This is a genomic window from Pectobacterium parmentieri (assembly GCF_001742145.1).
GTDB lineage: Bacteria > Pseudomonadota > Gammaproteobacteria > Enterobacterales > Enterobacteriaceae > Pectobacterium > Pectobacterium parmentieri.
In genome coordinates this window covers 3,981,360-3,995,220 of record NZ_CP015749.1, presented here as the reverse complement: position 1 = coordinate 3,995,220, position 13,861 = coordinate 3,981,360, and the positions used below count along the sequence as shown (strand labels likewise).

Annotated in this window: 12 protein-coding genes and 1 pseudogene; 4 read left to right on the top strand and 9 right to left on the bottom strand. The window is 46.7% G+C overall.

The genetic code is table 11. The features are described 5' to 3' along the window. Positions 1–34 precede the first annotated feature (34 nt). The 7 genes and pseudogenes from A8F97_RS18100 to A8F97_RS18070 all read right to left on the bottom strand — a co-directional run bounded on the left by A8F97_RS18100 (position 35) and on the right by A8F97_RS18070 (position 4,895). Positions 35–538 carry a hypothetical protein gene (locus tag A8F97_RS18100; RefSeq protein ID WP_033072381.1) on the bottom strand — a complete coding sequence of 168 codons (504 nt, stop codon included), beginning with the start codon at positions 536–538 and terminating at the stop codon, positions 35–37. After that, positions 535–1,239 carry a hypothetical protein gene (locus tag A8F97_RS18095; protein WP_033072380.1) on the bottom strand — a complete coding sequence of 235 codons (705 nt, stop codon included), beginning with the start codon at positions 1,237–1,239 and terminating at the stop codon, positions 535–537. The genes A8F97_RS18100 and A8F97_RS18095 overlap by 4 nt, the downstream gene beginning before the upstream one ends. Before the next feature lie 170 nt (positions 1,240–1,409). Then, on the bottom strand, positions 1,410–1,679 hold the full coding sequence (locus A8F97_RS18090; protein WP_033072379.1) for a DUF7660 family protein: 270 nt from the start codon (positions 1,677–1,679) through the stop codon (positions 1,410–1,412). A gap of 117 nt (positions 1,680–1,796) precedes the next feature. Continuing rightward, positions 1,797–2,306, bottom strand: coding sequence for a hypothetical protein (locus tag A8F97_RS18085; RefSeq protein WP_227001562.1), 510 nt, complete (start codon positions 2,304–2,306; stop codon positions 1,797–1,799). A gap of 302 nt (positions 2,307–2,608) precedes the next feature. Then, entirely contained in the window at positions 2,609–2,980 is a 372-nt protein-coding gene (locus A8F97_RS18080; RefSeq protein WP_033072377.1) for a hypothetical protein, read from the bottom strand. A 223-nt stretch (positions 2,981–3,203) separates the two neighbouring features. Further along, positions 3,204–3,440, bottom strand: a pseudogene (gene tssD, locus A8F97_RS18075) (type VI secretion system tube protein TssD); the annotation flags it as partial. 201 nt (positions 3,441–3,641) lie between these two features. Then, the gene (locus A8F97_RS18070; RefSeq protein WP_033072376.1) at positions 3,642–4,895 is read right to left on the bottom strand and encodes a valine--pyruvate transaminase; all 1,254 of its coding nucleotides are present in this window, start codon (positions 4,893–4,895) and stop codon (positions 3,642–3,644) included. A 392-nt stretch (positions 4,896–5,287) separates the two neighbouring features. Between A8F97_RS18070 and A8F97_RS18065 the strand changes: the two genes are divergently transcribed. After that, entirely contained in the window at positions 5,288–6,496 is a 1,209-nt protein-coding gene (locus A8F97_RS18065) for an aldose 1-epimerase family protein (protein ID WP_033072375.1), read from the top strand. Between the two features lie 107 nt (positions 6,497–6,603). Here the strand turns inward: A8F97_RS18065 and A8F97_RS18060 are convergent, their stop codons facing one another. Together A8F97_RS18060 and A8F97_RS18055 are read right to left on the bottom strand one after the other, a co-directional pair. Continuing rightward, on the bottom strand, positions 6,604–8,049 hold the full coding sequence (locus A8F97_RS18060; protein WP_033072374.1) for a tagaturonate reductase: 1,446 nt from the start codon (positions 8,047–8,049) through the stop codon (positions 6,604–6,606). A 13-nt stretch (positions 8,050–8,062) separates the two neighbouring features. Next, entirely contained in the window at positions 8,063–9,085 is a 1,023-nt protein-coding gene (locus A8F97_RS18055; RefSeq protein ID WP_014698401.1) for a zinc-binding alcohol dehydrogenase family protein, read from the bottom strand. A 140-nt stretch (positions 9,086–9,225) separates the two neighbouring features. Between A8F97_RS18055 and A8F97_RS18050 the strand changes: the two genes are divergently transcribed. From A8F97_RS18050 to ggt, 3 genes are all read left to right on the top strand, one after another. Continuing rightward, positions 9,226–10,140, top strand: a complete 915-nt coding sequence (locus A8F97_RS18050) for a GntR family transcriptional regulator (protein ID WP_012821919.1) — start codon at positions 9,226–9,228, stop codon at positions 10,138–10,140. Positions 10,141–10,353: 213 nt separating this feature from the next. After that, on the top strand, positions 10,354–11,703 hold the full coding sequence (locus A8F97_RS18045) for an MFS transporter (protein ID WP_033072373.1): 1,350 nt from the start codon (positions 10,354–10,356) through the stop codon (positions 11,701–11,703). A 266-nt stretch (positions 11,704–11,969) separates the two neighbouring features. Next, positions 11,970–13,763, top strand: coding sequence for a gamma-glutamyltransferase (ggt, locus tag A8F97_RS18040; protein WP_050512695.1), 1,794 nt, complete (start codon positions 11,970–11,972; stop codon positions 13,761–13,763). Positions 13,764–13,861 lie beyond the last annotated feature (98 nt).

Sequence of the window (13,861 nt, the reverse complement as noted above, 5' to 3'; positions counted from 1 at the left end):
AAAATGAGGAAAATGAGGTAAATGTATGGGTGAATTAAAATATTAATTTATTTGTGCTGTTTTTATCGAAAATATCCTCATTGCAGATTGTAATGTTTTCAGAAATCAGATCAATAACAACATAAAAATTGGATGTTGATTTAAAATAAAGGCTGTTATTTATTTTTATTATCTCTATGAATGGATTAGATGTTGTTGAGTAAATAATAATTTTAATGTTATTGTTTATATCTGTTTTGACAATAAACCCTTCATTGCCCATTTCTCCTTCACCACACAGGAAAATATTTTTTTCATTCACCAATAATCTATTATTTATCTGAATTTCAGACCATATTTCATCATGCTTACTAATAATTTCACTGAATGTTGACGTTTTCCCATATGATATAGAATATTCTTTTTTAAAAGAATGTAATAGCGAGTTATTCTCGATAAAATCTATATCTATATGCTGAACCGCGCCAGATTCAAAAATGATTAAATCTAAACCTGGCAATTTATTTTCAAGCCACTTTATTTTCAGTTCGTCTATCATGTTGTATCTTTCTCTATATCATAAAATATATCTTTAATGTTTTTTATAAAATCAATAATTTGTAATACCCTCACATCAGCCTCTTTATAAGCGTGGCAGTCTTCTTCCAATTTATTCATCATGAATAAATAGTGAGTGTCCATGTTCTCTATTGCATCATAGGATTTTTGGCTGCAAAAATAAATCATTCTTAGTAAAAGTGGCTTGAATTTTTCATTATCGAATGATTTTTCGTATCCATAAATATGGCTAGTCGCATTCATCAATAAAAAACCCTGATATGTAAAGCCCTTGTCTAGTAAAAAATATAATTCATCTGATATTAATACTTTATAAAAGATTAGTGAGGTAGTAGAGGTAACAAGTAACGCATCATTTTTAATAAAGTAAGTCGCTTCATTTTGTATTGAAACATTAGATGAGAAATCATGAACGCAGTCATATAGGTTAATGCTAGAAAGAGAGTTGATGTCAATACTGGGGTTATCGAATGATTCTTTTAAAACCGATGGAATGGTTAGTAATAAAAATGAAGTTTGACCGGTGATCTTATCTGATAAAAACCAATCTAGTGAGTCCATTTCACTAAAGTTACTACTGCCAAAATTTTTTCTGATATCTCTCTCTAATGCATAAATGTCAGCATACTGGCTCTTCATTGAAATATTGAAGCCAGCAAGATCCCAAAGAATCGGTTTCACCTATTATCTCCTATCTTCCAAGCGTTACAGGTTTTGCAGGAAGTAGAAATCGACCGCCTGGTTTTGGTCTATTCCCCTGTTGCGTCATGCCATTTGTAATTATAAGCTAGGATCGCTGACTCATCCTTACTGCCCCGCGATAGCCTCTTGTGCCAGGAGAGGCTATCAAATTATTCATATACTTTTGCAGCCTGCAATATGTCAGCCAAACCGGCCCAATCAATATTAGGCTCTGGTCTATTTATGTTTTTATAAAATCCATCCATATCTTCAATCCAGGATGCCATCGCCTCTAAATAACGTGGAAGATCATTGTTTTGCCATTCATTGGGACTTTTTCTTACGTCATTGGCCAGGAAATTTATCAATTTTACAATGTCTTCTTTATTTCTCACTGGAGATTTAGTTAAATCTATCGGTGGATGAAAATCATCTTTCATATCAACTCACTATAGTTTTTTATGCCATTTTAACATAATATTTTAACCGAGTGTATTCGTGGCTATTTCCCTCGTTAGCTTGCTACCTGCCTGAAACTAAAATTATTTATAATATAATTAGCTGTTAATTTTTTTATAGATATTAGCCTCGTAACAATATGTGAAACCGTCAACTTCTTCATCCGGTTTTTCGGCAGATAAAATAGTAATGGTAGATATTGATCCCGCAACCCATAGCTTAAATACCTTCTGTTGCTCACATACATAAATAAATTTTTTATCAAAATCAAAGTACTCTACTCTGAGAAAATCCAATCCTTCTTGATCAAGCAGTCTGTCATCGGCATCAAAAATAATAGATTTTTTGTCGGAATAATAACCTCTATATAATATATTGTTTGTTTTCGCAGAGTGAATAACCAGATAACCCTTCTTTGTTATGCCATCAGGGAGGATGATCTCAAACCCAGTTTTATAAAGATTGGATCCTGAAGGGTGATAGAACGGATTGTATTGGTAGTCTTCATAATTAAGTACGCTAGATATTCTTTTATTATCTATCGAAAAAACACGAAATGCACCCGCCATTTTAAATTCATTGGCGTTTACATAATTAGTAACGCTCATGCATAACAGCAGCAGAAAAAAACGTATCATCTTACGCTCTCTTTTGGGGTGTAAATTTTCTCATGATTTTAATTGAAAAAATTTTCAAGTTTGGTTCGTGATGAACGGGGGTTAATAAATATTAAAATAATATGAGGACATTTTCAATGTTGATATGAATCAGTATCGATCAATGGGATTGGTGACATTGAAGCGATATAGTCGTGTTGCTATTTATTAATTGTTAATTATTAAAATAAGAAATCTAATAAAATGAGAATTTCCTTTCCTTTTTTCTCATGAATGTTTATACAAAATAATAATTACATCGATAAGATATCATCAATGCAGTCGAGTATCTCTGAGGAAGTCGTTGTCTGTAAATCTTCCCTCCACTGCTTTATTTTATTTAAACTTAGCGACAATCCTATATTGGATTGATATATATAGATATCACACATTGTGCTAATTGCATCAAATTTAGTATTATTATCATCACTCTGATCAAGTACGTTAAACAATAAGTCCCATAAAGCTTGGATAGTCTCACTATCAGCAATGATTTCTCTTTTATAAGGAGACGAAAACAGATCCCCAACCCCACAAATTAATTCATTTATGTTTGAGTCATTATTTTTTAAGGCATTATTAATTTCTTTTGTTCGGTTATTTATAAAAACATTTCCAGCATGCACACTATTTTACCTTAGGGAAATTGTAGGCTGATTTATAAGAATATTAACATCATTTATGAGAAGAGGACTCTTCGCCGCCGACATGGCTACCGCACGCACCGGATCTCCCCAGAGCGGCACGTCGCTATCCCGATTACTGCAATACCTGAGTGGAGAGCTGTGTCTGCCCACACCGCCGTTCAGGCAAAAACCCGGCACGGTGGCCGGGTTGAAGACAGGACGATTAGGCTTCGACCGGCGCACGCCAGTCGTCAGAGCCAGAGGTCCCAGCGACAGTGTGATCCCAGTCGATTTTACGGTAAGCCAGCGAGACTTCAATCAGTTGGGTGTAGTCTAGCTTGGCCGGGTCCTGACAGTGTGGCATTTTGCAGTCGATATCAACAATGGTGGCATCGGTCAGGATGGTAGAGAAGAAGTGTTCCTGCTTGCCTTCCACTGAGGTGCGATACCACTTCAGGTTGTTTTTGCTGAATAATCACTTAAGTCATATTTTACTTAAGCCAAATTTGAGCAAGAAGTTGCGCAGAATACGCAGTTATTCTAAAAGTTTCCCTTAAGTTCATAAGACCATCGTCTCTTTTAAATGAATTAACTATTAATCAGATAAAAATGAAAGTTTTTATCGATTTGATGTGGGAAAAATAATCATCGTTATCAATTATTAGCTACCGACAGAAATTGCTTTTTCGACTTCTTCCGCCAGTATCGCAATACCACGTTCGATTTTTTCCGGCTCTGGCACATAGTTCATACGCATGCACTGATGAGCGTGTGGCCATTCTTGCTCCAGACCGGGGAAGAAATAGTGACCCGGCACCATGAGAACTCCGCGTTTTTTCAGGCGCTGGTACAGCACTTCCGTCGTGATAGGCAACTCTTTGAACCACAGCCATAGGAAGATCGCACCTTCCGGTTTGTGAATCAGGCACTGTTCGGGCGACAGATAGCGGCGAATAATCGCGATGGTTTCCGTCACGCGCTGCTGGTAGAACGGGCGTATGACGTCATTAGATAGGCGTAGCAGATCGCCACGCTGAATCATCTCATGCGCCAGCGCCGGGCCGACCGCGCCTGGTGACAGACTAATGATGCCGTTCATGTTGCCGATCGCTGAAATCACTTTTTCATCTGCAATCACGATACCGCAGCGCGAACCGGGCAGACCCAGTTTGGACAGGCTCATGCACAGGATGATGTTCGGGTTCCACAGCGGCGTGGCATCACTGAAAATGATACCGGGGAAAGGCACGCCATAGGCGTTATCAATCAGCAGAGGAACCTTGTGCTGCTGCGCCAGAATATCCAGACGCATCAGTTCGTCGTCGGTCAGCACGTTACCGGTTGGGTTGGTTGGTCGGGATACGCAAACTAGCCCGATATCATCGGTAATCGACAGATGATCGAAATCGACGTGATATTTAAATTGTCCTTCAGGTAACAGTTCGATCTGCGGTCGAACGGAAACGAACATGTCTTCGTCCAGCCCGGAATCTGAATAACCGATATATTCCGGCGTCAGCGGAAACAGCACCTTTTTCAGGCTGCCATCGCTCTGGCGGCCTGCAAACAGGTTAAATAAGTAGAAAAATGCACTCTGGCTGCCATTTGTCAGCGCAATATTCTGTGGTCCAATCTGCCAGCCTAATTCATTACTCAGGAGTTTGGCCAACGCATTAAGCAGCGTATCCTTACCTTGCGGGCCGTCGTAGTTGCATAGCGCTTCCGTCAGTTTCCCTTGTTCCAGCATCTCCTGACAGAGCTGTTTGAAGTAGCTATCCATCTCTGGAATGTGCGCCGGATTGCCGCCCCCCAGCATGATTGCGCCTGGCGTGCGCAGCCCTTCGTTCAGGTCGTCCATTAATTGGGTGATGCCAGCGTGGCGCGTGAATTTCTTGCCGAAAAGAGAAAAGTTCATAGTTTATTTATCAGTGGTCGTACACAGGTTAGCGGCAACCATAGCGCTTGCGCTAATAGGGTGCAATGTGGTCAAAAAACAATCTTGTAATTTTTTATATCGAAAAAAAATTAAATTTCAGGATTAATCTCTGATGCGCGACGACAGAGAAAATGATTTTTTGGCGACATGATTTATTTTGCTGAAACGATGTCAGCTTTTTCCGATCAATATCTCAATAATTATGCAAAAATTTATCCTATTTACATGTAATAGGTGATAACAATCAGATAAATGACGCGACAATACTGAATTTATCCATCTGGTGATAACTATCACATTCTGACCATTCGCTGATTTGTAGTCTTTAGCTCGCATTAGCTAAAACAATTCAGCATAGAGGGATGGATAACATGAAAAAATTACTGGCTATGGGCATTACACTGGCGCTGACATCATGGCAATTATCGGCACAGACGTTTGTGCTGACAGATGCTGAAAGCAGTGTGGAAAAGGGAAATTGGCAAATCAGCAGTGATGCTCTGAAGATCAAAAACCAGCATTTCAGCATTGAACAAAAAGTCCTGCACGGTGGACGTCAGGAAGGCAGCAAAGTGATTACAATTACCAGTCAGAACGGACTGAAAATTGCTCTCAGCCCAACGCGAGGAATGAATTTACTGCATGCGGCAGGTAAAAACATTCGTTTGGGGTGGGATTCGCCGGTTGACGAGGTCGTAAACCCGAATACCATCAATCTGGAAAGCCGTAATGGACTGGGTTGGCTGGAAGGTTTCAATGAGATGATGGTGCGCTGCGGCTTCGAGTGGACGGGTCACCCGGTCGTCAGTGATGGCATGATCTATACACTGCACGGTCGTGCGGGTAATACGCCTGCCTCAAAAGTGGTGGTGGAAGTCAGCGATAGCGCGCCGTATACCATTACGGTGCGGGGTCTGCTGAAAGAAAACAGCTTTAAGAAGTCAAATCTGGAAACCTGGACCGAACTGCGTTACGTCCCCGGCAGTGAGTCGTTTACCGTACACGATGTGCTGACCAACAAAGCCGACTATCCGCGTGACTATCAGATTATCTACCACAGTAATTTCGGTACGCCGATTCTGGAAGAAGGCGCGCGTTTCGTCGCGCCAGTAAAAGAGATTTCTCCATTTAACGACCACGCCAAGGCGGGTCTGGCAACCTGGCAAACCTACAAAGGGCCGACAAAAGACTTTGATGAGATGGTGTTCAACATTACGCCATATACCGATTCACAAGGTAAAACGCTGGCGGCGCTGGTGAACAAAGCGGGAGATAAGGGCGTGTCGATTGCCTTTGATACTCATCAGTTGCCGTTGCTGACGCTGTGGAAAAATACGGATACGGAAAAGCAGGGCTATGTGACAGGGATCGAACCCGGAACTAACTACGCTTATCCCGTCACGATTGAACGTGAGCAAGGGCGAGTCAAAAAGCTACAGCCCGGACAGAGCACCACGTTTGAGCTGACGTACAGCCTGTTGAGCAACGCAGAGGCGGTACAAAAAACGGAACAGAAAGTGAAAGCCATTCAGGGCGACAACAAAACCACGCTGACGGAAAAACCGATCGCCGTCGAGTAATCGCCATCTATGCCGACCACTGATGTGGTGGTCAGTGCAGTCGAACAGTTTGGGTATGTATTACCTTGCAAGGGGAAACAGCGCCCGCCGGGCGCTGTCGATCATCATTATCCTCGCGCTTTCACCGTCTGACGCATCCCCTGCGCCAAAATATCGCTCAGGTCGGCTGTCACCTGCTCCACTAAACCTGACCGCTGAGTGAGATCCTCCCCCCAGTGTGCGGTATCCGCGAGTACCTCGTTGACCAATTCGCGCACGGTCAGATCGGTTCCCACGCGTGGCCATAGCTGGCGGTAGCGGGTGAGCCACTGCTCATCGTCCTGCAAAGGATAAGTCTCGCCCGCTCGTTCTCCGCGGTAGAAGGCAATCAGTGCGGCCAGAGCAAACGTCAACCGTACCGGAAAATGCCCGTCGCGGTGCCCTGCCAGCAACTGCGGTAGAATACGTGTGCGGAATTTAGTCATGCCATTGAGTGCGATGGAGAGCAACTGATGGCGAATATAGGGATTCTGAAAGCGTCCGGTGACGGCATCGGCAAATTCACGCAATTCATTCGCCGGTAAATCCAGCACTGGAATGATCTCTTGCTGGAGCGTATTTTCTACAAAGCGACGCACATCGACATCCTGCATGGCTTCACCTACCGTACCCAGCCCGCAGAGCCAGGCAACCGGAACCAGAGCGGTGTGTGCACCATTCAGAATCGCCACTTTACGTTCTTTGTAGGGTCTGATGTCGTCAACAATGCGGATATTCAGCGGGCATTCTGCAAGTTTCAGCTCATCCGCCAGCCAGTCGGGGCCTTGAATGACAAAGAGGTAAAAATGTTCGGCGGTATCCAGAAAGGCATCGTGATAGCCCAGTTTCTCTTCCAGCGCTGATGATTCTTCACGCGGGTATCCCGTTACGATCCTGTCCACGAGCGTGGAACAGAAGGTATTTGCTGTCTCAATCCAGTCGATAAACGCGGGTGAGAGTTGCCATTCCTGAGCATAGCGCAGAACCAGGGCTTTGAGCGCCTCTCCGTTATAGTCGATCAGTTCGCAGGGAATAATGACCCAGCCTTTATCGCTTTCACCGTTAAAATGCGTAAAGCGTTCCAGCAACAGGCGTGTCAGCTTGGCAGGAAAACTGACCGGCGGCGTATCGTTGACGCTGTCGCCAGCGTGATAGCTGATGCCCGCTTCCGTGGTGTTTGAAAAAACAAAACGAATGGCGGCGTTATGGGCCAGTGCCAGATAATCGGCAAAATGCTGATAGGGGTTAATCTCGTTATTGACCGAGCGGATCAGCCGCGCATCGCTGACGGCCTCGCCCTGTTCGTTAAGCCCTCGGATGACCGTGGTGTAAAGCCCATCTTGCGTATTGAGCGATGGCGGAAAATCCGTATTAATGGGGCGCACAATCGTTACGCCAGCCTGAAGATCGGTCTTCTCATTCAGCACATCCAACTGCCAGTCCACAAAGGCGCGCAGGAAGTTGCCTTCACCAAACTGAATCACTTTTGTTGGATAGCATGCGCCGGGAAAGTCTTTCCGATTCAATGTTTTCATGATTATTCCCCCATCAGAATGTGATGACGCCTTTGATCAGCTCACGGTTGTTAATGACATCCTTTTCATAGATGTCAGCCAATGTGGCAAAGGGGTAACGGTGCGTCAGCATCATTTCTGCGGTGAGTTTGCCTTCAGACATCAGACGGCCCACTTTGGCGAAATCTTCCGGTGTGGCGTTACGGCTGCCCATCATCGTGGTTTCTTTCTTATGGAATTCAGGGTCGGAGAACTGCAAATCACCTTTAAACAGACCGACAAACACGATGCTGCCACCGTGGCGGATCAGGTTAATGGTGTTGTTCATCGCATGCTGGTTGCCCGTGGCATCAATCACTTTTTCTGCCAATGCACCACCAAATTCGGCGCGTAGCTGAGCCTCAAAGTCCTCGGCAGAGGGATCGACGACCGGCAGATTCAGGTTGGCAATGACATGTTCGCGGCGGGCAGCGCTGGTATCTGCAACCACCACCTGAGCGCCGTCCGCTTTGGCGATGGCCGCTGCGCCGAGGCCAATGGGGCCAGCACCGACGACCAGCACCTGTTCGCCACGTTGCACTTTCGCCCGGCGAACGGCATGTGCGCTAATGGCGTAGGGCTCGATTAATGCTGCCGCTTGTGGATCGATCCCTTCTGCAAGCAGTACGTTTGTGGCGGGCACAGCCAGATATTCGCTGAATCCGCCATCCTGATGTACACCAATGACTGAAATTTTCTCGCAGCAGTTGGTACGGCCGCTCTTGCAGGCAGGGCATTGCTGGCAGGCTACGTAGGGAATGACGGCAACCTGCTGGCCTTTTTTAAATTGATGTACGTTTTTGCCTGTATCGACAACCTCACCACATATTTCGTGACCTAATACGCGTGGGTAGCTAAAAAAGGGTTGATTCCCTCCCCAGGCATGAATATCGGTTCCGCAAATACCCACAGACTTAATTTTAATTAATGTTTCATTCTCACCCGGAATAGGTATTTCACGTTTTTTCCAGACAAGTTTTTTTGGTTCCTGGCAAATCAATGTATTCATTGTTGACATGATTATTCTCTCCTGTTTTTTGTTTTTTCAGATATTGATGAAAAAAAATATTGATGAGAGACAGGCGCTGTAAATTGTGAATGCGGACTCATAAAAATGTTTTAAATCGGTTTTTAATGTATGAAAAAAGGAGATCTCTCATGAGCCGTTCACAAAATTTACGTCACAATGTTATTAATCAGATTATCGACGATATGGCCCGTGGTCATATTCCGTCGCCTCTGCCGTCGCAAAATGCGCTGGCGGAGATGTATAACATCAGCCGCACAACGGTGCGTCATATTCTGGTTCATCTGCGTGACTGCGGTGTGCTTACACAGGTTGGCAGCGATTATGTGATTGCCCGAAAACCCGACCATGACGATGGGTTCACCTGTATTACCGCGCCGATGGATGAGCAAAACCGTATTTTCGAGCAGGCGTTTTTCACCATGATCAACCAGCGTCAGCTCCGTGTCGGAGAGGTCTTTTCAGAACTACAGCTCGCGCGTGACGCGGGTGTCAGCCCGGTAGTGGTGCGCGAGTATCTGTTAAAATTTGGGCGCTACAACCTGATTCAGAATGAAAAGCGTGGGCAGTGGAGTATGAAAGAGTTCGATCAGGCATACGCGGAACAGTTATTTGAATTGCGGGAAATGTTGGAGACGCATGCTCTGCAACATTTCCTCAATTTGCCGGACGATGACCCCCGCTGGCTACAGGCCAAAACCTTGCTGGAGCGCCACCGTATGTTACGTGACAGCATTGGCAACAGCTTTCGTATGTTCTCGCAGCTTGACCGTAACTTTCATGCACTTTTACTTTCTGCTGCCGAAAATGTCTTTTTTGATCAGTCGCTTGAAATTATCTCCGTGATATTTCATTTCCACTACCAGTGGGATGAAAGCGATCTCAAACAGCGCAACATCATCGCGATTGACGAGCACATGACCATCCTCAGCGCGTTGATTTGCCGAAGCGATCTGGACGCTACGCTGGCGCTGCGTAACCATTTGAATTCAGCTAAACAATCGATGATTCGCTCAATTAACCAGACGGTTCAGGCCGATCATTAAAAACCGATTAAAAACCATAAACCATTATCAAGAGCACGGTTTTATCAAAATAAAAACGCCTGAGAAATATCTCTTATCTATGCTCACGAGAAGTCGACTTTATTAATAAAAATTCGTGAGTGGTGATGACGTATTTCATTGCTTTCCGTTTAAAACCACTTTACTCAACCCTGCGCTGAGTAAAGATAAAATTATAATATCCAGGAGCCAGACGTGGAAAAGAATAATATAACGCTAGACCCGCGTTCTTCGTTTGATACCCGTTCTTCAGCACCGCCAGAGGGAATGATTCAGCGCAGTAGTCGAATTAAACGTATTCAAACTACCGCAATGATTCTGCTATTTTTTGCCGCAGTGATTAATTATCTCGACCGAAGTTCTCTTTCGGTGGCTAACCTAACGATTCGTCAGGAATTGGGGCTGAGTGCGACAGAAATCGGTGCATTGCTCTCCGTTTTCTCTCTTGCCTACGGGATTGCGCAACTCCCTTGTGGACCGTTACTGGATCGTAAAGGCCCGCGCATTATGCTGGGACTTGGGATGTTTTTCTGGTCACTGTTTCAGGCGCTGTCTGGCATGGTACACAGCTTCACCCAGTTCGTACTGGTCCGTATTGGTATGGGGATTGGCGAAGCACCGATGAACCCATGTGGCGTGAAGGTGATCAACGACTGGTTTAACATCAAAGAACGTGGCCGCCCGATGGGGATCTTTAATGCGGCTTCAACGATTGGTGTTGCGATAAGCCCCCCCATTCTGGCGGCGATGATGTTAGTCATGGGTTGGCGCGGTATGTTCATTACCATTGGCCTATTCGGCATTTTCCTCGCCATCGGCTGGTATATGTTGTATCGCAACCGTGAGCAGATTGAACTCACCGCTGATGAGCAGAATTACCTGAACGCGGGTAGTGTGAACGCTCGCCGCGATCCGTTGAGTTTTATTGAATGGCGCAGTCTGTTCCGTAACCGCACGATGTGGGGCATGATGCTGGGTTTTAGCGGCATCAACTATACCGCATGGCTATATTTGGCCTGGCTGCCTGGTTATCTACAAACGGCTTATAATCTGGATTTAAAAAGCACGGGTCTGATGGCCGCGATCCCCTTCCTGTTTGGTGCCGCTGGGATGCTGGTGAACGGCTATGTCACGGATTGGTTAGTGAAAAAGGGAATGGAACCGATCAAGAGCCGTAAAATCTGCATCATTGCGGGTATGTTGTGCTCTGCGGCTTTTACTTTTGTGGTGCCACAGGCGACAACCTCAATCGAAGCAGTGTCACTGATTAGTATGGCGTTGTTCTGCATCCACTTTGCGGGAACATCGTGCTGGGGGCTGATCCATGTTGCTGTCGCGTCGCGTATGACGGCATCGGTCGGCAGTATCCAAAACTTTGCTAGCTTCATCTGTGCATCATTCGCCCCGATTGTGACCGGCTTTATTGTCGATACCACGAATTCCTTCCGTCTGGCGCTGATCATCTGTGGCTGTGTGACGGTATTGGGCGCGCTGGCCTACGTCTTCCTCGTTCGTCAACCGATTAGCGATCCTCGTAAGGATTAGTTCTCCGCCGCCCCGCATCCTTATTTGTTCCTTTCTTTTGCGGGGCGGTTTTTTATCACGTTGCCTTGTGACGGTGCGTATAGAACGTGCCGGGTCGCAAAGGTGGCATGATATGCTCGCAATTTCTCATGCCTTTCCTACGCTTTTTACTGCCGTTAGTGAGTTTGTTAAGCCGCTGCCGTTTGTTGGCGCGGACGTTGCAAAACCTTGTCGAAAGGGTAGTCATAAAATACGGTGAGTAACATCAACGGGGTAAAGGGGTCTTCATGAGAATAAAAAACACGGTATTGGGATGCAGGACGTCAGGAAAATGGCTGCTGTCGCTGAGTGTGACTGCGCTGCTGGTGAGTGGAACCGTGCAGGCGGCCTCTGCCCCCGCAGTGGAAGCGAAAAACGGTATGGTGGTCAGCTCACAGTATCTGGCTTCGCAGATTGGCGTCGATATCATGAAAATGGGCGGCAATGCGATTGATGCCGCCGTGGCCGTGGGCTATGCGCAGGCCGTGGTAAATCCCTGCTGTGGCAATATCGGCGGCGGTGGATTTATGACGCTGCATCTGGCCGATGGTAAAGACACCTTTATCAATTTCCGTGAAACGGCACCCGCGGCGGCCAGCGCCAACATGTATCTGAATGCGGATGGGAGCGTGAAAAAGGACGCGAGCCTGTACGGCTATCTGGCCGCCGGCGTACCGGGAACGGTGCTGGGGCTGGATACTGCGCTGCAAAAATACGGCAAATTGACGCGTGAGCAGGTGATGGCACCGGCGATTAAGTTGGCGCGTGAGGGCTTTGAACTCACACGTGCGGATACCGACATTTTGGATACCACCATCAAACGTTTTAAGGCCGATCCTGAAGCCGCGCGCATCTTCCTGCGCCCTGACGGCAGCCCGTTGCAACCGGGTGACAAACTGGTGCAAACCGATCTGGCGAATACGCTGGCGGCGATTTCTGCTAAAGGGCCGGATGCCTTCTACAAGGGCACGATCCCACAGGCAGTGGAGCAGGCGGCGAAGCAGGGCGGTGGCATCCTGACGGCGGCTGATTTTGCCGATTATCGCATTACCGAAACGGCACCAGTAACCTGTAACTATCGTGGTTATCAATTTGTCTCTTCACCGCCGCCCAGTTCCGGTGGCGTCACGATGTGTGAAATTCTCAATATTGTCGAAGGCTATGATCTGAAGAAGACGGGCTTTAATTCGGCAGCCACCGTTCATGTGATGACCGAAGCGATGCGTCACGCATACATGGACCGCAATACCTACCTCGGTGACCCGGCGTTTGTCAGCAATCCTGTCGAACGTTTGCTGAGTAAGGATTACGCTGCCGAAATCCGTAAACAAATCGAACCGGAAAACGCGACGCCATCCAAAAACGTACAGCCGGGGATTGGCCCGCACGAGCGACCGGAAACCACGCACTATTCTATTGTGGATAATCAGGGCAACGCGGTGTCCACCACGTATACCGTGAACGGGCGTTTTGGGTCGGTGGTGATTGCGCCGGGTACGGGCTTCTTCCTCAATAACGAAATGGATGACTTTACCGTTAAAGTTGGCGAGAAAAACCTGTACGGATTGGTGCAGGGGGAACGTAATTCGATCGCCCCCGGTAAGCGCCCACTTTCGTCCATGAGCCCGTCATTGGTGACGAAAGACGGCAAAATCTTCATGGTGCTCGGTTCGCCCGGTGGTTCACGCATTATCACTATCACGCTGCAAACGGCGCTAAACATCATCGACCACGGCATGGCACCACAGGAAGCGGTAGATGCACCGCGCATCCATCACCAGTGGTTGCCGGATGAAGTGTATTACGAACAGCGCGGGCTGTCTGTCGATACGCTGAACTTGCTGAAGCAGCGCGGCTACAAAATGGTAGAGCAGACTCCCTGGGGCGCAGCGGAGCTGATTCTGGTCGGTTTACCGGGCGCGGCGGGCGTGACACCAGCGGATTCGGGTAATGACTCGGCGGTATCCGGTAAAGTGCGCGAAGGCTACCTGTATGGAGCAAATGATATCCGCCGCCCGGCAGGGGCAGCGATAGGGTATTGATGTTAAGGGGCTTCGGGGGAGGCGGTTTGCCGCCCCTGATGTCAGTGATGTCATGCTTGTGATGACCAAGTAATCAGAGAAAAGATTTGGTCGCTGAT